This window comes from Alkalibacterium thalassium, assembly GCF_900101165.1.
Classification (GTDB): domain Bacteria; phylum Bacillota; class Bacilli; order Lactobacillales; family Carnobacteriaceae_A; genus Alkalibacterium; species Alkalibacterium indicireducens.
In genome coordinates this window covers 1-23,255 of sequence record NZ_FNFK01000016.1, presented here as the reverse complement: position 1 = coordinate 23,255, position 23,255 = coordinate 1, and the positions used below count along the sequence as shown (strand labels likewise).

Here is a 23,255-nt window from a genome sequence, read left to right as displayed (position 1 = left end):
AGAAATAATTCATGCAAAAAGCAGTTATTCAATTAGAAACATTATCTTGTCCATCTTGTATGCAAAAGATTGAAAATGCGGTGAAAGGATTAAATGGGGTTAATCAAGATAGCTTAAAAGTATTATTCAATGCCAGTAAAGTAAAAGTAGATTTTGATTCAGAAACGATCACCATTAACGATATCGAAAAAGCCATTGAAGACTTAGGATATCCAGTCGTCAAATCAAAAGTAAAATCGGCCTAAGACCAAAAAAACACAAGAAAGAGGGAAATAATAATGTCTGAACAAACATTTAACGAAGTAATAACAAACCATTTTGAAAAACTGGATTTATACACTACTGCGATTACACGGGCCCATGGTAAGAACCATCCAGAAGCCTATGAAGTACGTGAATTGTTTGAAACAATTAGTGGAAAAGTAAAAGACGCAGGTACGAACAAACCTGACTTAGATGCTGAATTTGCTCAATTACGAAAAATCACAGACAACTACGCCATTCCTGGAGATGTATGTGAAACATATGCAGGCACATTCGAGATGTTATCAGAAGTAGATAAAGCATATCAGGCTTAAAGTAACTCAAAAACAAAAGAATAAATTGGTTTACGGTCGTTAAAAAATGAAGGGGGAAATGATTTATGCAAAAAGCAACGATTCAATTAGAAACCTTATCTTGCCCATCTTGTCTCCAAAAGATTGAAAATGCGGTGAAAGGAATAAACGGTGTGAATCAAGATAGCTTGAAAGTAATGTTCAATGCTAGTAAAGTAAAAGTAGATTTTGATTCAGAAGCAGTCGTTATTAACGATATCGAAAAGGCAATTGAAGACTTAGGATATCCTGTTGTCAAATCAAAGGTAAAACCTGCTTAATCGAGTGAATAGAAAGGAAGCCTAGGATACCCTCTTAGGCTTTTTATAAAAGGGAGAGGTTATTTTGGAACAAAACCAATGTTGTCATCACCAACATGGACATGCAGAATGTATTCGTATTGTTCCCATTTTCAACCATTTGGAAGACTCACAAATGGATTTGATTGCGGAATCTGCCAAGACACTTCATCTACAAAAAGGGGAAATGTTATTCCGTGCAGGTGAGAAAGATGATACCTTATATATTATCAATTCAGGTAAGGCTCGGATTTACCGCTTATCGGATTCTGGAAAAGAACAACTTGTTCGCATTTTAAATCCCGGTGATTTTACAGGTGAAGTCGCCATTTTCCAACCTGGAAGTATTCATGATAACTATGCGGAAGCACTACAAAATACATCCATTTGTTTAATTAAACGAGAGGATTTACAAGAGTATTTGGTGAAATATCCGCAGATCTCATTAAAAATACTGTCAGAAGTAACGATGCGTTTGAAGGATTCTGAAAAACAAACCACACAAGTAGCGATTGAAAATGTAGAAACCCGCATTATATCCTTTTTAGCTGAGAATGTTGAAAAGGGAAGTGGCAATAGTCCAACGATTATCTTACCGATGTCCAAAAAGGATTTAGCCTCGTATCTTGGTACCACACCAGAAACAATCAGCCGTAAGTTTACTACTCTAGAAGAACTTGGATTGATTAAACAGTTACCGAAAAAGAAAATTAAAATAATGGATTTAGATCAATTGTTACTTCATACTGAATAAATATAAGAGAGTAGCGTGCCATCATCTAACGGGTTAAGTTTAATCGAGCAGCTTGATTTTACAAGTTAAGTGATAAAACTAAAGAGTTAAAGGAGAACTAACATGTCTGACGTAAAAGAAAAAGCACTTCAAGTGAGCAAAGAAAAAGGTGGAAAGATTGAGGTTACTTCCAAAGTTAAGATCGAGTCCATGGAAGATTTGGCTATAGCTTACACACCAGGCGTTGCAGCTGTGAGCTCAGCTATTGCTGAAAATAAAGAAGACGTTTATACCTACACATCAAAACGTAACTTAGTGGCAGTAGTGACTGATGGGTCTGCCGTACTCGGTCTGGGTGATATCGGTCCTGAAGCAGCTATTCCTGTAATGGAAGGGAAAGCAGCCTTATTCAAACGTTTTGCCGATCTCTCTGGACACAAATGATGTAGAAGAAATCATCGCTCACGTCAAAGCGATTGCTCCATCTTTTGGGGGCATCAACTTAGAAGATATTAGTGCACCGAGATGTTTTGAAATAGAACGCAGACTGAAAGAATCATTAGATATCCCGGTATTCCATGATGATCAGCACGGGACAGCTATCGTTGTTCTGGCGGGGATATATAATGCTTTAAAATTAGCTGACAAAAAAATTGACGAAGTTAAAGTCGTCGTTAACGGTGGAGGAGCAGCAGGTGTCGCGATTTCCAAGCGTCTACTGACTGCAGGAGTAAAACATATCCTATTGGTAGACAAAGAAGGTATTGTATCTTCAGATAATCCGAATCTTGAAGAACGACATGAGGAAATAGCATCATTGACTAACCAGGACAATATCAAAGGAAATCTTCAGGAAGCACTAAAAGATGCAGATATCTTTGTTGGTGTATCCGCTCCGAATGTTCTTAAAAAAGAATGGATTAGTTCAATGAACGACAAACCGATCATCTTTGCGATGGCGAATCCGGAACCAGAAATCAACCCTCAAGATGCCAAAGACGGGGGAGCATTCATTGTGGGAACGGGAAGAAGCGATTTTCCTAACCAAATCAATAATGTTCTGGCTTTTCCAGGGATTTTCAGAGGCGCTTTGGATGCCCGGGCCAGTAACATCACAGACGATATGCAGATTGCGGCAGCTAAAGGGATTGCCAGTGTAATTAGTGATGACGAGCTGTCAGTAGATAACATTATTCCAAACGTGTTTACGCCTGGCGTCGCTTCAATTGTTGCGGATAGTGTTAAACAGGCAAAATCAGAATAAGCATATCATTTTCCAGCATAGAATAATGCGAAGAAAAGGACCAGATTCAGCTTCAGAGGCTGAGTCCGGTCCTTTTTGTTTGTATTGTCAATCGTGTGTTAGACACTCTGTTGCAGGAGTAGTTTTTCAATCTCAGCAGCACTTTCGGGATGACTGTACTTGTATCCTTGACCATATTGACAGCCAGCCTCATTCAGGAAGGTAACTTGTTTAGTGGTTTCAACACCTTTGGCAACCACTTTACTATTTAAAGTATGCCCTAAACTAATTATCGTGTTGATGATCTGACCGTTATGCTTATTCTCCGGAACATCTTTCAAAAATGTTTCGTCAATTTTTATAGTATCAATAGGAACTGCATTCAGAACACTCAGTGACGAAAAGCCCGTTCCGAAGTCGTCTATGGCTACTTCGATTCCCATATGTCTTAAGTGACGAATTGTCTTAGACGCCTTTTCAGTATTCTGCAGTACACTCTCAGGTACGTCAATGGTCAACATATCAGGTTTGAAATGATTGTTGCCCAAGGTAGTGTTTAGTTTTCTCGAAAAGAGAGGGTCCTCGAACTGTGCATTTGTAACATTAACTGATAATCTGAAATTAAGCCCCATTTCATGCCAGGCTTTCATCTGCTTCGTAGCCGAATCAATTACCCATAGCCCCATTTCACCCATAATACCCAGTCGTTCAGCCAGAGGGATGAATTCAGAAGGCTTAACTTTGCCAAGGTAAGGATTGTCCCAGTGAATCAAGGCTTCGACTCCAAAGATTTGACCAGTTTTCATGTTGACTATTGGCTGATAATATACTTCCAGCTCATTCAGTTCCATGGCTTTCTTCAAATGTTTCTCGACATTGTTTCTACGTACTTCAGCTTCCTCAAGCTCCGGATTGGCAAAACGATAGGTGTTCTTGCCTTGTTCCTTAGCCCGGTACATAGCCCTGTCAGCTTTGCCGATCAGGCCTTCGATTGTTGTATCGTCTTTAGGAAACATACTCACACCTATACTTGCTGAAATAGTACTGTGCTCAACGTTCAGATCGTAAGGGGTCTTGAACGTTTGGATAAGACCGCGGACGACATTGATAAACTGTTTATAAGACTGGTATCTCATGATTACTATGAATTCGTCACCACCATGCCGAAAGACCATACCTTTTTTTCCGACAAAGCTGTTAAGACGTTCACCGATCTGTACAAGCAGTTTATCACCGACATTATGCCCGTAGCTGTCATTAACAAACTTGAAATGGTCCAAGTCAAGAAACAGAACAGCCAGAGACTCTTTTTTTTCAGAGCACTTAGTCATTTCATCTTCCATGTGCTGCAGCAGTTTCTTTCTGTTTGGCAGTCCGGTCAGGTAGTCATGGGTGGCATTGTGATACAGCTTTTCTTCCAATTCTTTCCGATCGGTAATGTCATAAGCTACTCCGGTCAGGTGCGTAACTTTATTTTTTTCATTAAAGATCGGTTTACCCCATGCATCCAGCCAGCGGATTTCTTCGTCTCCATTTCTGAAACGGAACGACCGGTTTGAAGGGAGACCAGATTTTAACCGTGCATAATGTTCTTCGGCAATATGCAGGTCTTCCGGGATGACACGGTCTTTCCATAGTTCATAGTTTTCCATAAACTCGTCTCTTGAAAAGCCGTAAACTTGTTCAAAACCTTGAGAGGGAAGGAATGTTTTTTCCGCAAAGTCGATGGTCCATAAATAAGCGTTGTTATTATCAAATAAGGAATTAAGCTCATTTTCCCTAAGAAGAAGTTTCTGACGGCTTTCTTTGTATTTCTGGTTAATCTCATGTACACCATCTAATTGCCGGTACTGATAGAGTGTATAGACAAGCAGGATTAGAATGAGAATATGTAGGACTGCAGTGGTTAGAGTGTACGAAACACCATAATGATTCAAGACGTACGGGATCGCAAAGAAACCGATAAGGCAATAAGGGACATAAATCAGTCCTCTTTTTAAATGTTTCGATGACATAAGCGAGTTATCTCCTTTTAGTGTAAGTCAGGAAAATTAAATGCTAGAATAAATATATCAGAGATGTAGAAGCTAAGCCAGTAATTATCCCTAATTTGAACTATTTAAGTAAAAACATACAGCAATAAAGTAGATTAGGGGCATTCAGTAAAGTAAGTGAGAATATTAATACACAGTTCTATTGAAAACATAGAAACAGCTCAAGTTTAGCCCATATGGCTAGTCTTGAGCTGTTCGTGTAGGTGAATAAGGTGTAGTTTTTTTAGACAGGATATGGATATCATGATTTAGAAAATAGTCTGTTTTCTAAAATTATATAATTAAAAATTAAAGGAGTAAGTAATTATTATACATCTATAAATACCACATACCAATTCCCAAAAGTAACAGGAGAATAATGAATAGATAGTAGCCCACCCAAAGCATAAATATAAGCAGACAAATTTTTTTAAGTAAAGTACCAGGAGTAGCTAAAATATAAATCACAGAAAAAGGAATGCTAAATAACAGTGTAGCCGGCTGGAGAACACCAGTTGCAAAAGTCATGAAGAAGAGAGTATAGGCTAATCGCCTTTGCGTTGAAGCGCTAGTCACAAATAGAATACAAAACGAATCAAATAAAGACTTTAAACCGGGTGAATCGTGAGGTTCTGTTGAGTGCTTATTATTTTGTGTGACTTCTTTATCAAGGTTTGAGGCATCAAATGTTTGCTTATCCAAATCTTCGATGCCAAAGTCTTCTTTCAGAAGCCAGTCATATGATACTTCAAACAATTCACTAATTAATTCTAAATTGTATGGATCAGGTCTGGTTACATTATTTTCCCATCTTGATATGGTCTGCCGCTCAATCAGCAGTTCTTTTGCCATATCATTTTGAGAATAGCCTTTAGTTTTTCTAAGGTATTTGATTTTCTCGGACAGAAGCATCCCGGCACCTCACAAATATAGTTTAATTAAATGTAGCATATAACAGTATTAGTATCTATATTAATCTATACTTACTGGACCTTGTTTCAACAAAAGTAACAGGGTGTTTCTAGGGGGGAAACATCTCGTTACTTTTAAAAAAAACACAAAATAGTATAGTTGATTTAAAGGAGGCATAGAATACTAATAACTTCTCTGTGAATTTAACCGTAGAGATAAAAAAATAGTGGAGGTTAGAGAAATGAAGAAAAAAACATTTGGGTTATTACTGATAATTGCTCTTTTACTAATAAGCTCATTGGTTGGAACAAGTAATGTATACGCAGAAGAAAATATCGCACACAATTTAACTATAGAAGACTACAAGGATTTCTTATTAGAAAATGACCTTGAAGTTTATAAAGAGTTTAATGAGTTAAGTGAAGAAGAACAAAAAGAATTTGTAAAAATTATAAGTGATCCAGAAACTTATATGAATGATGAAAATTGGGAGATTGTTGAAGGGGTTGAGCAATACAGTAATGAGCCCGGTACTAATACTTATTCGCTTCTGAGCAATACTAGGACATATAGTAGGTACAGAGATTATAATATGACTATATTGGGTATTACAGTCACAGGATACAGAATATCTGTGAGATACGAAGTAGTTGGAAGTAGAGTAAATAGAATACTATCCCGCTCTGCAACAGTAGAGAGAAGATTAAATCCAATGGTTCAAACTGGACAAACGAGTTTAAATGCGTATGTTTCAAATAATAGAGCAAATGCGGAAGCTAGTTTTCATTATAGTATAGGACCAATTAAAGGTTTATCACAACAAATTGGAACGCTAAGAGGGCACATTGCATATAACGAAAATGGATCATTGATGAGAAATGCTTGGAGAAGGGATTAGCTATGAAGAGAACACATAAAATTATATATGCGATAGCTATCATTATTATTTTATTGATGCTTGTAGGTTTGATACAGTGGTTTGTTCCAAACTTGTTTTGATTTCCTAATAATATAAGTATCATTTTTAAGACAAATATATGAAGGAAGAACCCAACAGGATTTATATAAAAGGAAGTTCTCTTTAAGAGACTTCTTTTTTTTGCATTTGGCAAAAGATACTAGAAATAAGGGAACCTTTATCCATCGGCTACACTCAGAGAAAATATATGAGATTAGAAAATGCAAAAAATCGATTGAAGCGGTAAACTAAACTTACTTCAACACATCTTTTTCAAGTATAAATATAAAGGTGCTCTTAAGCTCAGGATGTAATAGACAAAATAGTTGATACGATTAACCGTTCTTAATGACTGTCTAGCCATTATTATCTAAAGTAAAGTATGAAGAACTTAATAAAATTAGGAATGGGTAATGACCACTAAATCGAAACATCTGTGATTATCCTGGGTTGTTCAATGTAGGAGCATTTCGTGAGGATAATATGTTTTTCTTTAAGAAAGAAATTGAGTAAATATAGTCGACACTTAAGTAATGGAGGCCAAATATATGGAAGTCGTTTACGAAGTGCAGGCAGAGTGGGAACAGGGAGAAGCAAGTTATGCATTTTCACTGATCTTGGAGTAGAACAGAAAGAGGATACAGCGTATAATATATGATGTGATAATCGGAACTGGACCTTCGGTAAAGACGAAGGTCTGGTTTTTTGCGTCAGTTTACATTAAACTGTTCGAGTTGGACTTTTTTTATCATGCAGTGACGTATGATTTTATAAGTTCTGCCGGGTTACATTATAGAATCAATAGACAAGGAGATCGTTAAGCAATGACATATGCACTTGAAATAGAAGGCTTGAAGAAGGTCTATGCAGGAGGCGTGGAAGCTCTTCGCGGCATCGATCTGACTGTGGAAGAAGGAGATTTTTATGCCCTTCTTGGACCGAATGGAGCCGGGAAATCTACGACGATCGGTATCGTTACGTCTTTAGTGAATAAGACTTCAGGAAAAGTAAAAGTCTTCGGTTATGATCTGGATACGCAGCTGATGCAGGTCAAAAGACAAATCGGGCTGGTCCCACAGGAATTCAACTTCAATCCGTTTGAAACTGTCCAGCAAATTGTTGTGAATCAGGCTGGCTATTATGGAGTTTCTCGTAAAGAGGCCCTTGAGCGAAGTGAGAAGTATCTGAAGCAGTCTGACCTCTGGGAAAAAAGAGACGTGCGGGCTCGTATGCTGTCGGGTGGAATGAAGCGTCGTCTGATGATCGCCCGTGCTTTGATGCATGAGCCGAAGCTGCTGATTTTGGATGAACCGACTGCCGGTGTGGACATCGAGCTGCGCCGTGAAATGTGGACTTTCCTGAAAGAGTTGAATGCCAGTGGCACGACTATTATCCTGACCACCCATTATCTGGAAGAAGCGGAAATGCTCTGCCGGAATATCGGAATCATTCAAAAAGGGGAGCTCATCGAAAACACGAGCATGAAATCTCTCTTGGCCAAGCTTCAGTTTGAAACCTTTATCCTGGATCTCGATTCATCAGACAGGCAGCCGGTCATTACTGGTTTCGACTTTGAAATGATCGAAGATTCGACATTGGCAGTAGAAGTTGCCCGGGACCAGGGCATCAACGAGGTGTTCAGTCAGCTGACCGAACAGGGGATCAAAGTTCTGTCCATGAGAAACAAATCGAATCGTCTAGAAGAACTCTTCCTGAAAATTACGGAAGAAAAACACGTAGTGGAGGATGCACATGTTTAGTCTTTATTTTACAGCGTTAAAAAGTCTGGCGGTCAAGGAGACGAACCGCTACCTTAGAATTTGGGTCCAGACCTTGGTTCCACCAGTCATCACGACTTCTTTGTATTTCGTTATTTTCGGAAATCTGATCGGTGGACGAATTGGTGAAATGGAAGGTTTCTCCTATATGGAGTTCATCGTTCCCGGACTGATCATGATGTCGGTCATTACGAGCTCCTATTCAAATGTCTCGTCGTCCTTCTTTTCTCAGAAATTTCAGAAGAATATCGAAGAACTTTTGATAGCACCCGTTCCGACGCATATCATTATGTGGGGATTTGTTATAGGGGGGCTGGGAAGAAGCATTCTTGTAGGCACACTTGTCACGATTATTTCTCTGTTCTTCGTGCCTCTGCAAGTCTACTCCTGGAGTGTAGTCATTCTGACACTTCTGATGACATCTATTCTCTTTTCACTGGCTGGACTTCTGAATGGAATCTTCGCACAGTCTTTTGATGATGTGTCGATTGTTCCGACATTCGTCTTACAGCCGCTGACTTATCTGGGTGGGGTATTCTATGCGATTTCGATGCTTCCGCCGTTCTGGCAGGCTGTTTCCCGAGTGAACCCGATCGTCTACATGATTTCGGGCTTCCGCTTCGGCTTCCTAGGTGTCATCGATGTACCAATCGTTTTCTCTGTCCTGATTCTGATCCTTTTCATCATCGTTTTATATTCTATCGACTGGTATCTGATTGAAAAAGGCCGGGGACTGCGAAGCTGATCATATTTTTATCGTCAAGGAAGACGTTATCTTAATATTTTTTAACTCTAGCCTGTCGGTATTAGTTGATTTAACTGATTCCGGCAGCTTTTTTATAGGAGTAAAATAGCTATGGCTCGACCGGATTTTTATTTAGCAAGTACGACATAGTACAGCCTGAGTCTTTAATGAGGTCACTTACAAAAAATAAGAAAAAAGGCTTGCTTTTTAATCAGTTGACATGTAAACTGATGTCATAGAGAGGGATGATACCGGTGAGACGAAATACGTTAGCGTCACTGATTTGGGTTCGCATTACGCGGTTCACGCATCAGAGTGAACTGCTGTCCAACGACTTTCTGAAACGCTTCGACATCACGGCCGCTCAGTTCGATGTACTGAATCAGATCGGCACTTATCAGCCTTTATCCCAAAGTGAACTGGCCGACAAGATTACGATTTCAGCCGGTGGCATTTCAAGGATGCTGAGTAGACTGGAACGGGACGGTTACATCCAGCGGACCAGTGAATGGAAGACAAAGTGGATCAGCCTGACTGATAAAGGCGAGGCGAAACTGGAAAGTGTGTTCGAACACCAGCTGGCGTTTCAGACGTCGCTGATGGAGGACTGTTTGTCCAGAGAAGAACAGAAGACGTTGTATAAATTAATGACGAAAGTCCAACGACATACGGAAAAAGAACTGAGCTAGCAGTGCCCAATTTTTTTACTCAATCAATCGACTAATCAAGTAACGATTAACAGGAGGAAGACACATGTCAACAATTTTAGGACATCATCATATCTCCATGCTGGTGAAGAATGCGAAAGAAACCGATCATTTTTACAAAAATATCCTCGGACTGCGCCGGGTAAAGGTTACCGTCAATCAAGACGACCCGACCATGTATCACTTATTTTACGGAGACAAGACTGGGAGTCCGGGAACAGGCCTTACTTTCTTTGAAATGCCGAATATCGGGCGTACGCACAGGGGAACGAATGCGATCACTCGTATTGGATTGATGGTGCCGACGGAAGAAAGTCTGAATTACTGGAAATCGCGTTTTGAGGAGCTGGATGTCTACCACGGCAGTATCACAACTTATGCCAGACGTCAGGGCATTAAATTTGAAGATCCGGATGGCCTGCAGCTTGTTTTACTCGTAGCGAACGGTGAAGAAATGTCTCACTGGCAAAGCTACCCTCAGTCAGAGGTGCCTGAAGCGCATCAGATCCGAGGCATGGGACCGATCGAAATAACGGTACGAGACAGTGAAAAATTTGCCCACACACTGACTGAACTGATGGGGTATTCTCCCATTTATCAGGAACACACTGACACGCTTTACCAGACCCGAAAGGGAGGCAGTTATGGAGAAATTCTGGTCAAACACTTAGAAGGGCCTGATGAACGCCCTGGTAGAGGAAGCATTCACCATCTGGCCATTCGAGTCAGTGAAGAATCCGAGCTGAACTATTGGGATGAATTGGCGAAAACTAACCATTTTGCCTCGTCCGGTCTGGTTGACCGCTATTACTTCCAGAGTCTCTATTTCAGGGAGTCCAACGGTATCCTGTTTGAAATTGCGACAGATAAACCGGGATTCACAGTGGATCAGAGCAGTGATGAATTAGGTGAGCGCCTCGTTCTCCCGCCATTTTTGGAAGACAGACGCGAGGAAATTGAAAGCAACTTGACCCCATTAGATTAAAGTGAACTACCCACCACTTAAATCCTTTGGATTTTGAAGTGGGGGCTTCCTACGAACTCCATTCTTGTCTGCACAGAGTTCATACAGACAGAGGAATCGGATATGGGAAGGCTCAAAAGGCAGTCCCTGCCTCATTGGTTATTTTTTACTTGGCCAAAGCCAAAAGGTTCTGACTGGCATTGATGTCTCGGTCAAGGCATTCTTCACAGTGTGGGCACACCCACTGGCGTATGTGGAGGGGTTTCTTGCCGTCACGGTGTCCGCAGGCAGAACACATCTGGCTAGATGGATAGAACCTGTCCGCTTTAATGATTGTACGGCCTTTTTGTCCCGCCTTGTATTCCAACTGGCGGACAAACTCATACCATCCGGCATCGCCAATGCTTTTTGCCAGTTTATGGTTCTTCATCAGGTTCTTGCTCGACAACGTTTCGATTACGATGACTTGGTTTTCGTCTGTAATTTTCTTCGTTAGTTTGTGCAAGAAGTCTTTTCGCTGGTTAGAAACTTTTTCGTGTTCCTTGGCGACTTGCAAACGGGCTTTGTTTCGGTTCTTCCCACATTTTTGTTTGCGGGACAACGAACGCTGGGCTTTCTTGAGTCGCTTTTCTGCTTTATACAGATGTTTGGGGTTTTCGTGTTTCTTTACCTCACCTAAATCGTTGGTGGTGATAGCGAAATCGGAAACTCCTAAATCAATCCCGATTTTCCTTTTGGTGAATTCCATTTTCTCCTCTTCTGATTTCACCAGAATAGAAACGAAATACGTTCCCGACTTGTTCATGGAAATGGTACACGACTTGATGACTCCTTCAAACTTTCTGTGTTGCTTCAGTTTCACGAAACCAATTTTTGGAAGTTTGATTTTCCCGTCTTCCATTCGAATATTTCCGCCTTGGTTGTTGGTGGTGTAACTCGCTTTTGACTTGTGTTTGGATTTGAACTTCGGGAAACAGACGGACTTGTCTCGGAAAAAGTTTTTATAGGCTCTTTCCAGATTCTGTTGGGCATTCGCCAAGGCTAGACTATCCACTTCTTTCAAAAATGGAAACTCTTTTTTGTACTGAGCCGGTGTATTGCGGAGCATTTGTTTCGTTTCTTTGTAGTGGTCGATTTTGTCGCTGAGCATTTGGTTGTAGATGAAGCGGGCGCAGCCGAAGCAATTGGCGAAGTAGTCTTTTTGCTGTTCGGTGGGGTATAATCTGTACTTGTAGGCCTTCAACATAGTTGTCACCTCACTTCGCCTTGATTTTCAATGTATGTTTTAATCACTTCAATTGGAGCGCCGCCTGTTGTCAATAAGCAAAAACTCCTCGACCAAAATATTTCTTTCCATAATTTCTGCTTTACTTCTGGAAAGTTCTTTTTAATAAGTCGAGAACTGGCACTTTTGTAGGCATTGATGAATTTGGACAATTCTGTATTCGGCTGAGCTTTGAATAGGATATGAATGTGGTCTCTATCTTCATTCCATTCGATGAGAGCGATGTTGTAGTTTGCACTAATTCTTAGAAACATATCTTTGGCATAATCCGAAACAGAGGACGTGATGACTTTTCTTCGATACTTTGTAACTAAGACAAGGTGGTAATGCATCGAGAAGACTGAGTGGTTATTGTTGTCCAATTCCATTGTTTTCACTTCCTTTCTGTTGATTACTACTGAATATAGTATACAACAGAAAGGACAGATTAACCACTTCAAGCTATCGCTTGACTGAAATTCTTCCCCCACTTTCACTGGTGCTTTGCACCTGCACGTTTAGAAGTGGGAGACTTCTTTCGGAATTACGTTAAAAATTAACTACGGAATAGAAAAGGAGATAAAAAACATGACAGAAAAACTAAACATCGGTATTATTTTAGGTAGCACAAGAGAAGGACGAGTCAGCCCACAGGTGGGTAACTGGGTTAAAGAAATCGCAGATGAACGTGGCGATGCAAATTATGAGATCGTAGATATTCTTGATTATCAGCTCCCGTTTCTGGGAACTACCGACGGAACTGAGCCGGGAATCGCTGCTTGGCAGAAGAAAATTAGTGAACTGGATGGCTATGTCTTTATCGTTCAGGAATACAATCACAGCTTCTCTGGCGTACTGAAAAATGCGATAGACCACTTGAGAGAGGAATGGCACGATAAAGCGGCAGGGATAGTCAGTTATGGATCGACTGGTGGTGCACGAGCATCAGAACACTTGCGTGGCGTCATGGCTGAATTGAAAATTGCTGATGTTCGGGTTCACCCGACCCTATCTCTGTTTACGGACTTCGAAAACTTTACAACATTTAAACCAGCTGAACTTCACTTGAGCAACGTGCATGCCATGCTTGATCAGGTCAATGCATGGAGCGGTGCTTTAAAACCGTTGAGAGTGAAAGAAGACACAGAAGAAAAATAAATTAATGATGAAGCAGGTCAGATTATATTCGCTGATCTGCTTTTTTCTGTTTAGCTAATATAAGTTGCTAAGGTGAGAGTAGTGTCCTATTAAACTTCAGCCAGAATAAATAACAGAGGTCACACGAAGAAGGGGCAAAACATTCTAAAGTTTTTACATTTGAAACTTTAGAATGTTTTGAACATGATACCCATAATGAAGATTTAATTTGTGTTCGCTATTCCTGAAGTTCAGATTCTGCTATGATTAAATACTACGTGCATTAAGTTGGACGTTTTGCATTATATAGTAGGGCATTGGGGGATGCCGCTTAGACATTATTTAAGGGGAGAGCTGAACATGAGAATTGACTTCAGAAAGATTGGGATGGGTCTGGGGCCCCTCCTGTTTGCGATCATTAACTTTGTACCTGATCTGACAGGACTGGATGCCAGTCCGAGAGCAGTGCTGGCAGTTACCACATGGGTAGCAACCTGGTGGATTACGGAAGCCTTGCCGATTCCGGCCACGTCACTGCTTCCAATTTTCCTTCTGCCTTTAGCCGGAGGAACAGATCAGGCCACTGCAACAATGGCATATGGAAACCCCATCGTCTTTATGTATATGGGTGGATTTACAATTGCTTTAGGGATTGAGAAATGGAACCTGCATAAGCGGATCGCAATGACTATCATTGCTTTACTGGGTACAAGTAGCAGTCGGATCACCATGGGTGTCGGGCTAGCTACGGCATTTCTGTCGATGTGGATTTCGAATGCCGCAACGGCCTTGATGATGCTGCCGATCGCTCTGGCATTGATCAAGGAAATCAAAGATAACGCGTTTCTCAAAGAAGACTCGTTTCAGAAGTTTGCCAAAGGTCTGCTGCTGACTGTCGCTTATTCTGCATCGATCGGCGGTCTAGCAACAATTGTCGGATCGGTACCGAATGCAACCTTTGTAGCAGTTGCCTCTAATATGCTCGGCCAGGAAATCACCTTCGCCGACTGGTTCACGTTTGGGATTATCGTGACAGTGATTTTGCTAGTCGCACTATACATTTATATTACTAAAATCAAATTTAAAGTGACGGATGAAGGGAATATTTCTTCCGAATTTGCCAGAGAGCAGCTGAAGGAATTAGGACCAATGTCGACTGAAGAAAAATTCGTCCTGACGATTTTTTCACTGACCGGTCTGCTATGGATTTTTGGAGGCTTTCTACCTTTTGAACTGTCAGACACGACCATTTCGATGCTTGGAGCAACTATCTTGTTCGTCATTCCTAATACAAAGGGTGGCAGGCTGCTGGACTGGTTTGATATGAAGGGCTTGTCATGGGGACTGCTTCTATTATTCGGTGGTGGTTTGTCACTTGCCGCAGCTTTTGAGTCATCCGGCCTTACTGTCTGGTTCGGAGACATCTTGTCGAACCTGGACCGCTTCAACTATCTATTGATTCTGATCATTCTAACCGCCACCGTTCTCTTCATGACTGAGATCATGTCGAACACAGCGGTATCCAATATGTTGATGCCGATCAGTGTCGGGCTTGCTGCTGGAATAGGCGTAGAACCTTATGGGATCATGGCGGTCGTCGCTCTGGCATCATCCTGCGCATTTATGCTGCCAATCTCCACACCGCCGAATGCAGCAGTGTTTGGTGCAAATATCCTGGATATCGAAGACATGATGAAAGCCGGATTCTGGATGAATATGGTCGGAATTATTGTCATCGTCTTTGCCGTCTATGTTCTTCAGCCGATATTTTTAAGTTATTAGTTCCGATTTGAATTCTAAGTAATACGTGTCAAATTAGATATGCCGTGGGGTCAAGGAGAAATCAGCTTTGATTCAGCGGCTTTTTTAATGGAATTATGATTCATTACTTATTTAAATAAAAGCAGTAAAAAACCATCTACAGTAGACGGTTTTTTACTGCTTTTATCGTGTCAGAACCTTTGTTGTGTTCAGCTAGGTAAACGAAAGCGTGCAATCTAAATCACTTACTTAGTCAATAGAGGCATGCGAGACATAGATTCCAGTGTCTTCATCGACTCATAGACGGTATGAGGTGTAGCATCTGGGACCGCCAGAGTAAAAGTTTCCTTATCTGATGCAGCAAAACAGGCAATCTGCCACATTTTTTCTTCTAAGTCTTCATGAACACCGAACGCTGACAGGGTATGAGGGAACCCGTTCTCTTCATAGAAGGATTGGAGGTTGTTAACCTCGTCTAGATTACCAGCGGCAGCCAGTTGAACGAGTATCCCGTAAGCCACTTTTACTCCATGTTCATACACATGTGTTTCACGAACAAGCGACATACCGTTGTGAACAGCATGAGCTCCTGCCATTCGTCCATATTCCCCGGCAAAGCCTCCGACCGTACCAGCGATAGCAACAACAGCTTCGACAACGCGGGTAAAAGCAGGAGTTATCTCTCCACGGTCCATGCTTTCTAGAGCTTCTTGACTATCTTTAAGGAGAACTTCTCTCGTAACTTTTGCTGTCTGGAGGCCTACTGAAACCATTGCAGGCAGGTCACCAGTCATATTGCTTGTAATGCCTTCAGCCTCATACCACTTAGCCAGCGTATCTCCGATTCCTCCCTTCAAATATTCTTTTGGTGATTCGACCAAAAGAGAGAGATCCATCAGACAGAGAAAGGCTGATTGTGTATAATAATCGACGGCTTTGAACGTATGATCCGGATGATATACAGCTGATAAAGGAGTATAAGCAGCACAAGTACCCAGAACAGTAGGAATCATGATCGATGCTTTGCCAAGCAGATCAGCAGTGCCTTTTGCTGTATCTAGAACGCGGCCCCCACCGATACCTATGACACAATCTGCATGAGGGGCCAGACTGGCTAGTCGCTTCATATCTTCGTTGGATGCAGAGCCATCATATCTCAGGACCTCAAACGACGACTCACCGTTATAGTGTTTGAGAAAGGCATCATAAGACTTTTTACCGGTAATGACAACCGGGGAATCGAATCTTTCGAGTTTCTGGTCTAAATACGACAGGGCATGTGCCTCGCAAATATACTGGTCTGGTCCGCTTCTAACTGTTTGGCTGAGTTTCATATTATCTCCTACTTTCTATAAAGTGTGTCCGTTCGAAAATGAATTGTATATGTGATTCGTCAGGCCTGAACGGGTTCGCCGGCTGAAGCTTTAGATACATTAAGTTCTTTACTGTCTTTACGTCTGCATAGGCTGGCATAGATCGTTCCAAAAAGAGTATGAACAATAGCTCCTGCAGCTGCGGCTAATGCAGTCACTGGGCTAAAGTGCGCCAACCCTAAGCTTGCGGCCAGACCAGTATTCTGTATGCCTACTTCGATAGCAATAGATCGGGTAGTAGCTTTTCCGCGTTTCAATAAGCCGCAGACCAGATAACTAATGCCGTATCCGCTCATATTGTGTAACCAGACGACTAGGAAAATAACTGGACCTGTACTTAATAAGTTGGATTGGTTCACCGCAACTGTTGCCCCTAAAACTAGAAGGACTGCAAGAGATGACAGTGTAGGTAGGACAGTTTCTGCTTTTTGAGTTTTATTTCCTAAAAATAGGCTAATCAGCAAGCCGGTTACGACAGGGACCAAAACAACTTGCACGATAGATAAGAACATCGTCCAGAAATCTACGTTTAGATATGCGCCACCATACAAAGACAACATGACAGGTGTCAAGAAAGGTGCAATCAGTGTCGAAACAGATGTTGCACTTATTGATAAAGGAAGGTCTCCGTTAGCCAAATAAGCGATGACATTGGAAGATGTTCCGCCAGGGACACAACCAACCAAGATCAGACCAAGCGCCACTTCGGAGGGTAATTGGAAAAGTTGTGATAACACAAAGGCTGAAAGAGGCATGAACAAGTATTGTGCCAAAACAACGATGAAGACTTGCCATGGTTTCTTCATTACTTCACTGAAGTCAGCTGGTTTCATCGTCAGTCCCATAGTAAACATGATAAACTGCAGAATATTTGTTAAGTACCCTGCTGCCCATAAGAAACTAGAGGGCAGAGCGAGAGAGATAATAGCTACACCTACAACAATGAAAGATAAGTACTGAGTAAACGTGTGATTAAACTTTTTAAAGACTTGCATGAAATCATTCCCCTTTTCTAAGTAGATAATAAATTAACGAACGGTCGACACGGGTAGATTCTCCTTCCTGAAAAAATTGTCAAACAGCCAACTGGAATAGAAAAAGGCCTCCCATTCTATAAACAAAGAATGGGAGGCCTAAGTCCCATTCATAAACAACCATGAATAGGACTTGAACAGCTGTAAGAAAAATACAGTGTTAAGCCCTGAATCTAATAATGATAATTAAACTTGAGTAAGATTGTCTAGTCATGAGTTTGTCCTTCCTTAAAGAGAAATTACTGTCTGATAAGTGATTAGGTTAAATAATAAAGAGAAAAAAATGAGAATACAAGCAAAAAATATAATCCTTTGTTAATTTTAGTCAAATAGTTACTGAAAGGGTTTTAGTGGGATTAAGGCTGTAATATTTTAATGTCAGACTTAGTAATGCTTTAAAACATTCCGGTCTATAGCATTATTAGAACAGAGGTCTCCTAACCTGTTACATTGCTACCCTCAGGTCAAAAGGAATCGTTCATCGTTGACTCTTACTTGAATAGTATCGTGTTCTTCACCCGTCGTTAAGTAGTAGGTAAACTGATTAATTATCACCCCATCTGTTTCAGTTTCAGTCAAATGAATGACCAAAGTACTATCTTCTGATTCAGTATGTGCTTCTACTTCTCCACTGGAGTGGAAGACGATATATGATCCATTGTCACCGTCATTAAAAAACGGATTAAGGTCAGGTTATTCACGACCATTAATCCGTTTTTTCGCTGGTATTACCTTAGTCCAGCCATCTGAAGGCGCGTTTCAGTTCCTCTGTCCCGTTTTCTTCGTACCATTTCCCGTGAGCAAGAATGACTTTCTCAGGCTGCCATTCAAGCATGCGCTTGTAGGACGCTCTGGCCTGATCCTTCTGTCCGGCAAAAGTCATCCGCATATCGATCGGCGTTTTTCCGTCTGGATGAGCGATGCCGGCTGCTTTATAGACTGATCGCCACATTAGGCTCTCAGTGCGTTCAGGTTCAAAATTCTCGATGAGATCAGTTAAAATCAGCGTTCGGCTTTCTTTATGAAAAAAGACGACTTCCTCAAGTGCCCGGCTGCCTTTGAAAATCAGCTGGTCAATGTCCGCAGACCAGTCAGATGGAGCGGAATCTTCCAGAGCATACTCAAACGCTACAGGAATATTCTGCGATGCTGCCCGATCATCGACCCCGGGACTTGCCCAGGTCTTAGCTTCCGGATAGCGGGCTTTCCAGTCCGCAATGTAGGCATAATGGATCTTGTTCGGCGAAACGAGATGTCCGACTTTTCCCAGTGCATCGATTTCTTTAAACAGCCCTTCATCAGGGGCAACTGGCGAATGGATCCATAGCGTGCTGTCATTCAATTTTACAATGGTCATGCGTGTGGAGAAAGGGACCTTAAGTACGGATACGCTCATCTTGATAAGTCCGGCGTCCACGATCCAGATGTTATCGTCAACTTTCTTCAGTGTATTCAATGGTTCGTATAGAGGGATTGACATGATGGTGTCCTCCTTTTGGTTACAGTGTATCATTAAGCACTCAATATTGCAGGGTCTCATTACATTTTACAAAGGAAAAATTCTGATAGAATTATAAGCAATTAACAGGACGTTCGAGAGTTTTTTTAAAAACTTTTAAAAGTCTAAATGATATAATCCTAGTAAAAGAAGGAGGCAAAAAGTATGGCGTTTGAACTGATAGGAAATATTCCAAAAGGATCGATATCTGATGTGAAGAAGAGTCCGATGGATATCTTCAAGAAAGCTGAAGAATTAAATGAGGGGGTCTATATCTTAAATCGTGATAATGTTGCCGGTGTTATGCTTACCCAGCAGCACTATGAGGCGCTTATTCAAAAAATCGATGATCTGGAAGAAGAACTGCTGGATTACGAGGTTTCCCGAAGATTGAAGGCACAGGATGCTCAAAAGGATGTGAGAACTTTTTCTCTGGAAGCTGTTATGGGTAAAGAACTGGCTGAAGCCGAATACGACCCTGACGACAATGGGTGGGACTAATGAGTTATGACGTTGTGTTTATCGAAGAGGCAAAGAAGGACTTCCGATCTTTGAACAGGTCACAAAAAATACTGTTGAGAAAATCCATAGCTAAGCTTCAGTCCTATGGCATGGAGGTTGGGCAACCCTTAAAAGGGGAGATGACGGGATGCAGAAAGCTGAAGCATAAGAAAGCTGGATTAAGGATTGTATTTAGAGAATCCGAAGAAGGACTGGAAATCATACAAGTCATTGCAATAGGTAAACGGGAGAATCAATACGTTTATCACGCAGCAGTAGATCGTATAAATAAAGAGCTGTACTAGAAGACCAAGGTTGGTGGTTCTTGTACAGCTCTTTATTTTTGCATGCAGTGTAATTGATTGAGGTTTGCCCTCAGGCTCCGGCTTCTTTAATTCTTAACCACATATAGTGGATCACGCTTCCCAAGAGGACTGATAGGTGGATTAGATGATCGTTTATAGATAAGTCTTCGAAAAAGACCAGAAGCAGAACAGCTGCACAGTAGATGACCTGCCCCGTGAAAATTCGCCTGAGGTCTGCCTGTTTACCCTGGTCATCCTTACACTCACGTCTTGAAATAAACCAGAAAAGAACTGCCGACAGAACAGTCACCGCGATCAGAATTAGAGTCACCGGATCCTGCCCATCGAATGCCGCGAGTGTGAGCCGATGCATAAACAGCAATTGGACGATAGCTAGTGCGAAGGCGAGGATACCGGCTGCTAGAACTGCTTTCTGGCGTTCTCCAATTCTGTAGAGACCAGCCATTGCGAGAACGAAAACGAACAAGTAGAGCCTGTTCGCCTGATTAAATGAAAGAAAGACAGTAAATCCGAGAGCCAGAAGGATGTCCAGTAACGTCAACGTTTTACCGGTTATGCCGTTTACTGCCCGCAGAATGAGAATAAGCCAGAACAGCACCAGAATCTGAGTGGTTTCGATTGTTTCGATGTAAAGCAGATTCGTCAGAGTCAAGAAGACAGCGACGAAAGCTGAATAGCTGTGGGCGGGATCCACATCTCTGGAAAGGGCCCAAGTCACGAACACTGTGCCGCCTAAGTAAAATCCGGAAATCAGCTCGGTAGTTAACAGCCAGCCGGCAATGAAGGCAGCAAAAGTACCGGTGACAATGGCCAGATTAGTCTTGATTCGAGGATCAATCTTTCTGCCTAATGTAAACATGAAATCGCTCCTTTGAGCACAATGAACTAGTCCAGTAGTCAGATGTCAGACAGGCTGACATAGTGGACTACACCCGGATAAAAGCAGGCTGGGCATTCATTGCGTATCAGTTTTGCTGTCTGATCTTATTCAGACTGTCGAGTTGCGTCCTAACCTTATCAACAGCTTCTTCGAGAGTTGAAGCCTCGATAGATGTTTCCGGTGCATCAGACCGTGTGATCGATCGGTTGTAATGCGGATCATAATAATAGGTCAGAAGAAGCTTGACTGCTTCCGGATAGTCTCCTGTTTCAAGGGCTTCGCCGACCGCTTTTGATACAGGTGTATGGATACGGCGTCTGATTCGTTCAAAGGCCAGCAGACAGTCATTATGGTAAGCATCAGGCGAATAGTCGTCAAGAATGATGGCGACCCGTTCTTCAAGTGGCAGATCAACGACCAGCTGAGAGCTGATTTCTTTATGCTGAAAAATACGTTCTGGAATAATGACTTTGCCGATACGGGCACTTTCGCCTTCTACCAGGATATAGGGGGACTGCTGGTACCGCAGGAGTTCCTCACCTAGAAGAAGATTGAACATGCGCTGATTACTGGGTTCAAGACCGATCTGACCGAAAATGGATCCGCGGTGACGCGCCATGCCTTCGAAATCGATCACAGGATAGTTTTCCTGTTTGAGCTGACGTAGGATATGAGTCTTGCCATTTCCAGTATGGCCGTTCAGCACATAAAAAGGAGGAAGGGGAAGCGTGTCGATCTGCTCTTTCATCCAGTTTCTATACGCTCGGATTCCGCCGGTCAGTCGATTGACTTTGATATTCATCAAATCAGTTACTGTAGCGGCAGTTGTGCTGCGCATCCCCCCGCGCCAGCAGAAGACAGTGACCGGAGACTTCAGCTCCTTGAACTGTCTGATAAAGTCCGGCAGCTTCTTCGAAAAGATCTCCAGTCCGAGCTCCTTCGCTGCCTCCTGCCCCTGATGCTTGTATGTCGTTCCGACTTGAGCACGTTCCTCGTCTGAAAACAGAGGAATATTGATCGCTCCTGGGATCGTTGCTTCCTTGAATTCCTTAGGCGCACGGACATCTACGACGACGTGTCCGGCTTCTTTGAGTTCAAACAGGTCCGAGGGTGAAATATCTTTAAACATAGAAGAGTCCTTTCTTATCTGACATAAATATGTCCTTCTTGTCCATCTGTGACTTCACCGATTATGCGTGCGTCGATGCCTTTATTCTGTAAGGCGTCTATCATGGCCGCTGCCTCATCCGGATTGACGGACATCAGCAGGCCACCTGACGTGACAGCATCAGCTAGAATGATTTGGTCGATCGAATCTAGCCGTTCGTCAAAGTGAACGACCGCTTTCACATGATTGAAGTTGTTCTTGGATCCTCCTGGAATGACACCTTCTTCAGCTAGATCACGCACACGGGACAGCACCGGCACATCGTCTTTCATAATCATCAGCGCCTGATGACTCTCTGCAGCCATTTCTGATAGATGTCCAAGAAGTCCGAAGCCGGTCACATCCGTACAGGCGTGTACATCATAAGCATTCATCACTTCAGCCGCGTCTTTATTCAGAGTAGCCATCACAGCCGTCACTCGACGAATCTCGTCATAAGTTAAGAGTCCCCGCTTAAGCGCCGTAGTGGAAATACCTACACCGATGGGCTTAGTCAGGATCAGCTTGTCTCCCAGTTTTGCTCCGGCATTGGTCCGGATGTCGTCGGGATGGATCGTCCCAGTTACCGACAGCCCGAATTTCGGTTCCTGATCATCGATGGAATGGCCTCCTACGAGATTACAACCGGCTTCCTGAACCTTATCGCTGGCCCCTCTAAGAATCTCTGTCAGAATCGATTTATCCAGATTGAAGATAGGGAAGGCAACGATATTCAAAGCAGTGATCGGTGTACCGCCCATTGCATAGACGTCACTCAGTGCATTGGCCGCTGCGACCTGACCAAAATCATACGGGTCATCCACGATTGGTGTGAAGAAATCCAGCGTCTGAACGATGGCCAGGTCATCCGTCAGTTTGTACACCCCGGCGTCATCTCCTGTATCCAGTCCGACCAGAAGATTCGGATCTTTTTTTGTTTCCGGCAGGGTATGCAAAACCTCGCGCAGTTCACTCGGTCCGATCTTACATCCGCAGCCGCCTTTTTTAGTAAGCGTCGTCAGTTTAACTTGAGTCATGATATATGCCTTCTTTCCTGATTGGTGGTCAATGTACCTACAGTTTACCATTACTAGACTCATTCTGTTACAGGATAAGTCGATTCTTTTTTTGAAAAAGAATCCCAGTCTTATAATTGACACTCCCACAGCTAAAGCAGTGGGATTCTTAAGTGCTTTGTCGAACGCAGGCCATTTCTGTTTTGTTCAAGCCTTAAGTTTAAGGGTGTGCCATCACCCCTCCCATGGCAGAGCCTATAGCTCCATGGGCACTCATACTGTGACCATATGAGTTAGGTTGTTTGGGCGATATTCAGAGCTCCTACTCTATCCCGATGCCCCCGGTAGCC

24 protein-coding genes and 1 pseudogene are annotated in these 23,255 nt (G+C 42.3%); 14 read left to right on the top strand and 11 right to left on the bottom strand.

Annotated elements, in window-relative coordinates; translation table 11 throughout:
- Window positions 1-11 precede the first annotated feature (11 nt).
- The 5 genes and pseudogenes from BLR76_RS05285 to BLR76_RS05265 all read left to right on the top strand — a co-directional run bounded on the left by BLR76_RS05285 (window position 12) and on the right by BLR76_RS05265 (window position 2,892).
- The gene (locus tag BLR76_RS05285; protein ID WP_026907430.1) at window positions 12-245 is read left to right on the top strand and encodes a heavy-metal-associated domain-containing protein; all 234 of its coding nucleotides are present in this window, start codon (window positions 12-14) and stop codon (window positions 243-245) included.
- A gap of 33 nt (window positions 246-278) precedes the next feature.
- Window positions 279-578, top strand: a complete 300-nt coding sequence (locus BLR76_RS05280) for an iron-sulfur cluster repair di-iron protein, ric (protein ID WP_091266391.1) — start codon at window positions 279-281, stop codon at window positions 576-578.
- 65 nt (window positions 579-643) lie between these two features.
- Window positions 644-877: a heavy-metal-associated domain-containing protein gene (locus BLR76_RS05275; RefSeq protein ID WP_091266387.1), complete on the top strand. Its 234-nt coding sequence runs from the start codon at window positions 644-646 to the stop codon at window positions 875-877.
- A 64-nt stretch (window positions 878-941) separates the two neighbouring features.
- On the top strand, window positions 942-1,649 hold the full coding sequence (locus BLR76_RS05270) for a Crp/Fnr family transcriptional regulator (protein WP_091266384.1): 708 nt from the start codon (window positions 942-944) through the stop codon (window positions 1,647-1,649).
- A gap of 102 nt (window positions 1,650-1,751) precedes the next feature.
- Window positions 1,752-2,892: pseudogene (locus BLR76_RS05265) on the top strand (NAD(P)-dependent malic enzyme).
- A 98-nt stretch (window positions 2,893-2,990) separates the two neighbouring features.
- On the opposite strand, the gene BLR76_RS05260 reads toward BLR76_RS05265, so the two are convergent.
- Both BLR76_RS05260 and BLR76_RS05255 read right to left on the bottom strand, forming a co-directional pair.
- The gene (locus tag BLR76_RS05260) at window positions 2,991-4,886 is read right to left on the bottom strand and encodes a putative bifunctional diguanylate cyclase/phosphodiesterase (RefSeq protein WP_091266382.1); all 1,896 of its coding nucleotides are present in this window, start codon (window positions 4,884-4,886) and stop codon (window positions 2,991-2,993) included.
- A gap of 354 nt (window positions 4,887-5,240) precedes the next feature.
- Window positions 5,241-5,816 (bottom strand): helix-turn-helix domain-containing protein, encoded by a 576-nt coding sequence (locus BLR76_RS05255; protein WP_091266379.1) that lies wholly within the window; start codon window positions 5,814-5,816, stop codon window positions 5,241-5,243.
- A gap of 241 nt (window positions 5,817-6,057) precedes the next feature.
- On the opposite strand from BLR76_RS05255, the gene BLR76_RS05250 reads away from it, so the two are divergent.
- From BLR76_RS05250 to BLR76_RS05230, 5 genes are all read left to right on the top strand, one after another.
- On the top strand, window positions 6,058-6,714 hold the full coding sequence (locus tag BLR76_RS05250; protein ID WP_091266377.1) for a hypothetical protein: 657 nt from the start codon (window positions 6,058-6,060) through the stop codon (window positions 6,712-6,714).
- 884 nt (window positions 6,715-7,598) lie between these two features.
- Window positions 7,599-8,534, top strand: coding sequence for an ABC transporter ATP-binding protein (locus tag BLR76_RS05245; protein ID WP_091266375.1), 936 nt, complete (start codon window positions 7,599-7,601; stop codon window positions 8,532-8,534).
- A complete protein-coding gene (locus tag BLR76_RS05240; protein WP_091266374.1) occupies window positions 8,527-9,297 on the top strand; it encodes an ABC transporter permease in 771 nt (256 codons plus the stop codon). Before BLR76_RS05245 ends, BLR76_RS05240 begins: the two co-directional genes overlap by 8 nt.
- 254 nt (window positions 9,298-9,551) lie before the next feature.
- Window positions 9,552-9,986, top strand: coding sequence for a MarR family winged helix-turn-helix transcriptional regulator (locus BLR76_RS05235; RefSeq protein ID WP_091266372.1), 435 nt, complete (start codon window positions 9,552-9,554; stop codon window positions 9,984-9,986).
- A gap of 64 nt (window positions 9,987-10,050) precedes the next feature.
- Entirely contained in the window at window positions 10,051-10,989 is a 939-nt protein-coding gene (locus BLR76_RS05230) for a ring-cleaving dioxygenase (RefSeq protein ID WP_091266369.1), read from the top strand.
- 145 nt (window positions 10,990-11,134) lie between these two features.
- Here the strand turns inward: BLR76_RS05230 and tnpB are convergent, their stop codons facing one another.
- Both tnpB and tnpA read right to left on the bottom strand, forming a co-directional pair.
- Window positions 11,135-12,214 carry an IS200/IS605 family element RNA-guided endonuclease TnpB gene (gene tnpB / locus BLR76_RS05225; RefSeq protein ID WP_091266368.1) on the bottom strand — a complete coding sequence of 360 codons (1,080 nt, stop codon included), beginning with the start codon at window positions 12,212-12,214 and terminating at the stop codon, window positions 11,135-11,137.
- Between the two features lie 5 nt (window positions 12,215-12,219).
- Window positions 12,220-12,621 (bottom strand): IS200/IS605 family transposase, encoded by a 402-nt coding sequence (tnpA, locus tag BLR76_RS05220; RefSeq protein ID WP_091266365.1) that lies wholly within the window; start codon window positions 12,619-12,621, stop codon window positions 12,220-12,222.
- 199 nt (window positions 12,622-12,820) lie between these two features.
- Between tnpA and BLR76_RS05215 the strand changes: the two genes are divergently transcribed.
- Window positions 12,821-13,390 carry an NADPH-dependent FMN reductase gene (locus BLR76_RS05215; protein ID WP_091266362.1) on the top strand — a complete coding sequence of 190 codons (570 nt, stop codon included), beginning with the start codon at window positions 12,821-12,823 and terminating at the stop codon, window positions 13,388-13,390.
- Window positions 13,391-13,729: 339 nt separating this feature from the next.
- Entirely contained in the window at window positions 13,730-15,151 is a 1,422-nt protein-coding gene (locus tag BLR76_RS05210; protein WP_091266359.1) for an SLC13 family permease, read from the top strand.
- 224 nt (window positions 15,152-15,375) lie between these two features.
- On the opposite strand, the gene BLR76_RS05205 is transcribed toward BLR76_RS05210, so the two are convergent.
- The 4 genes from BLR76_RS05205 to BLR76_RS05195 form a co-directional block, all read right to left on the bottom strand.
- Window positions 15,376-16,464: an iron-containing alcohol dehydrogenase family protein gene (locus BLR76_RS05205; RefSeq protein ID WP_091266357.1), complete on the bottom strand. Its 1,089-nt coding sequence runs from the start codon at window positions 16,462-16,464 to the stop codon at window positions 15,376-15,378.
- 59 nt (window positions 16,465-16,523) lie between these two features.
- The gene (locus BLR76_RS05200) at window positions 16,524-17,498 is read right to left on the bottom strand and encodes a bile acid:sodium symporter family protein (protein WP_091266354.1); all 975 of its coding nucleotides are present in this window, start codon (window positions 17,496-17,498) and stop codon (window positions 16,524-16,526) included.
- A 498-nt stretch (window positions 17,499-17,996) separates the two neighbouring features.
- Window positions 17,997-18,128 carry a hypothetical protein gene (locus tag BLR76_RS12350; protein WP_281241337.1) on the bottom strand — a complete coding sequence of 44 codons (132 nt, stop codon included), beginning with the start codon at window positions 18,126-18,128 and terminating at the stop codon, window positions 17,997-17,999.
- 142 nt (window positions 18,129-18,270) lie between these two features.
- A complete protein-coding gene (locus tag BLR76_RS05195) occupies window positions 18,271-19,017 on the bottom strand; it encodes a DUF4336 domain-containing protein (protein ID WP_091266353.1) in 747 nt (248 codons plus the stop codon).
- Between the two features lie 183 nt (window positions 19,018-19,200).
- Between BLR76_RS05195 and BLR76_RS05190 the strand changes: the two genes are divergently transcribed.
- Together BLR76_RS05190 and BLR76_RS05185 are read left to right on the top strand one after the other, a co-directional pair.
- A complete protein-coding gene (locus BLR76_RS05190; protein ID WP_091266350.1) occupies window positions 19,201-19,536 on the top strand; it encodes a hypothetical protein in 336 nt (111 codons plus the stop codon).
- Window positions 19,536-19,841 (top strand): type II toxin-antitoxin system RelE family toxin, encoded by a 306-nt coding sequence (locus BLR76_RS05185; protein WP_091266348.1) that lies wholly within the window; start codon window positions 19,536-19,538, stop codon window positions 19,839-19,841. The genes BLR76_RS05190 and BLR76_RS05185 overlap by 1 nt, the downstream gene beginning before the upstream one ends.
- 70 nt (window positions 19,842-19,911) lie before the next feature.
- Here BLR76_RS05185 and BLR76_RS05180 read toward each other — a convergent pair whose 3' ends face one another.
- The 3 genes from BLR76_RS05180 to selD form a co-directional block, all read right to left on the bottom strand.
- Window positions 19,912-20,721, bottom strand: coding sequence for a hypothetical protein (locus BLR76_RS05180; protein ID WP_091266346.1), 810 nt, complete (start codon window positions 20,719-20,721; stop codon window positions 19,912-19,914).
- Between the two features lie 106 nt (window positions 20,722-20,827).
- Complete coding sequence (gene mnmH, locus BLR76_RS05175) at window positions 20,828-21,871, bottom strand: tRNA 2-selenouridine(34) synthase MnmH (protein WP_091266344.1); 1,044 nt, start codon at window positions 21,869-21,871, stop codon at window positions 20,828-20,830.
- 14 nt (window positions 21,872-21,885) lie between these two features.
- Entirely contained in the window at window positions 21,886-22,926 is a 1,041-nt protein-coding gene (selD, locus tag BLR76_RS05170) for a selenide, water dikinase SelD (RefSeq protein ID WP_091266342.1), read from the bottom strand.
- Window positions 22,927-23,255: the final 329 nt, after the last annotated feature.

Excerpts from the sequence above, each read along its gene's own strand:
- BLR76_RS05285 (WP_026907430.1), top strand. The coding sequence starts at position 12 with ATGCAAAAAGCAGTTATTCAATTAGAAACATTATCTTGTCCATCTTGT.
- BLR76_RS05280 (WP_091266391.1), top strand. The coding sequence starts at position 279 with ATGTCTGAACAAACATTTAACGAAGTAATAACAAACCATTTTGAAAAA.
- BLR76_RS05275 (WP_091266387.1), top strand. The coding sequence starts at position 644 with ATGCAAAAAGCAACGATTCAATTAGAAACCTTATCTTGCCCATCTTGT.
- BLR76_RS05260 (WP_091266382.1), bottom strand. The coding sequence starts at position 4,886 with ATGTCATCGAAACATTTAAAAAGAGGACTGATTTATGTCCCTTATTGC.
- BLR76_RS05255 (WP_091266379.1), bottom strand. The coding sequence starts at position 5,816 with ATGCTTCTGTCCGAGAAAATCAAATACCTTAGAAAAACTAAAGGCTAT.
- BLR76_RS05250 (WP_091266377.1), top strand. The coding sequence starts at position 6,058 with ATGAAGAAAAAAACATTTGGGTTATTACTGATAATTGCTCTTTTACTA.
- BLR76_RS05245 (WP_091266375.1), top strand. The coding sequence starts at position 7,599 with ATGACATATGCACTTGAAATAGAAGGCTTGAAGAAGGTCTATGCAGGA.
- BLR76_RS05240 (WP_091266374.1), top strand. The coding sequence starts at position 8,527 with ATGTTTAGTCTTTATTTTACAGCGTTAAAAAGTCTGGCGGTCAAGGAG.
- BLR76_RS05230 (WP_091266369.1), top strand. The coding sequence starts at position 10,051 with ATGTCAACAATTTTAGGACATCATCATATCTCCATGCTGGTGAAGAAT.
- tnpB (WP_091266368.1), bottom strand. The coding sequence starts at position 12,214 with ATGTTGAAGGCCTACAAGTACAGATTATACCCCACCGAACAGCAAAAA.
- tnpA (WP_091266365.1), bottom strand. The coding sequence starts at position 12,621 with ATGGAATTGGACAACAATAACCACTCAGTCTTCTCGATGCATTACCAC.
- BLR76_RS05215 (WP_091266362.1), top strand. The coding sequence starts at position 12,821 with ATGACAGAAAAACTAAACATCGGTATTATTTTAGGTAGCACAAGAGAA.
- BLR76_RS05210 (WP_091266359.1), top strand. The coding sequence starts at position 13,730 with ATGAGAATTGACTTCAGAAAGATTGGGATGGGTCTGGGGCCCCTCCTG.
- BLR76_RS05205 (WP_091266357.1), bottom strand. The coding sequence starts at position 16,464 with ATGAAACTCAGCCAAACAGTTAGAAGCGGACCAGACCAGTATATTTGC.
- BLR76_RS05200 (WP_091266354.1), bottom strand. The coding sequence starts at position 17,498 with ATGCAAGTCTTTAAAAAGTTTAATCACACGTTTACTCAGTACTTATCT.
- BLR76_RS05195 (WP_091266353.1), bottom strand. The coding sequence starts at position 19,017 with ATGTCAATCCCTCTATACGAACCATTGAATACACTGAAGAAAGTTGAC.
- BLR76_RS05190 (WP_091266350.1), top strand. The coding sequence starts at position 19,201 with ATGGCGTTTGAACTGATAGGAAATATTCCAAAAGGATCGATATCTGAT.
- BLR76_RS05185 (WP_091266348.1), top strand. The coding sequence starts at position 19,536 with ATGAGTTATGACGTTGTGTTTATCGAAGAGGCAAAGAAGGACTTCCGA.
- BLR76_RS05180 (WP_091266346.1), bottom strand. The coding sequence starts at position 20,721 with ATGTTTACATTAGGCAGAAAGATTGATCCTCGAATCAAGACTAATCTG.
- mnmH (WP_091266344.1), bottom strand. The coding sequence starts at position 21,871 with ATGTTTAAAGATATTTCACCCTCGGACCTGTTTGAACTCAAAGAAGCC.
- selD (WP_091266342.1), bottom strand. The coding sequence starts at position 22,926 with ATGACTCAAGTTAAACTGACGACGCTTACTAAAAAAGGCGGCTGCGGA.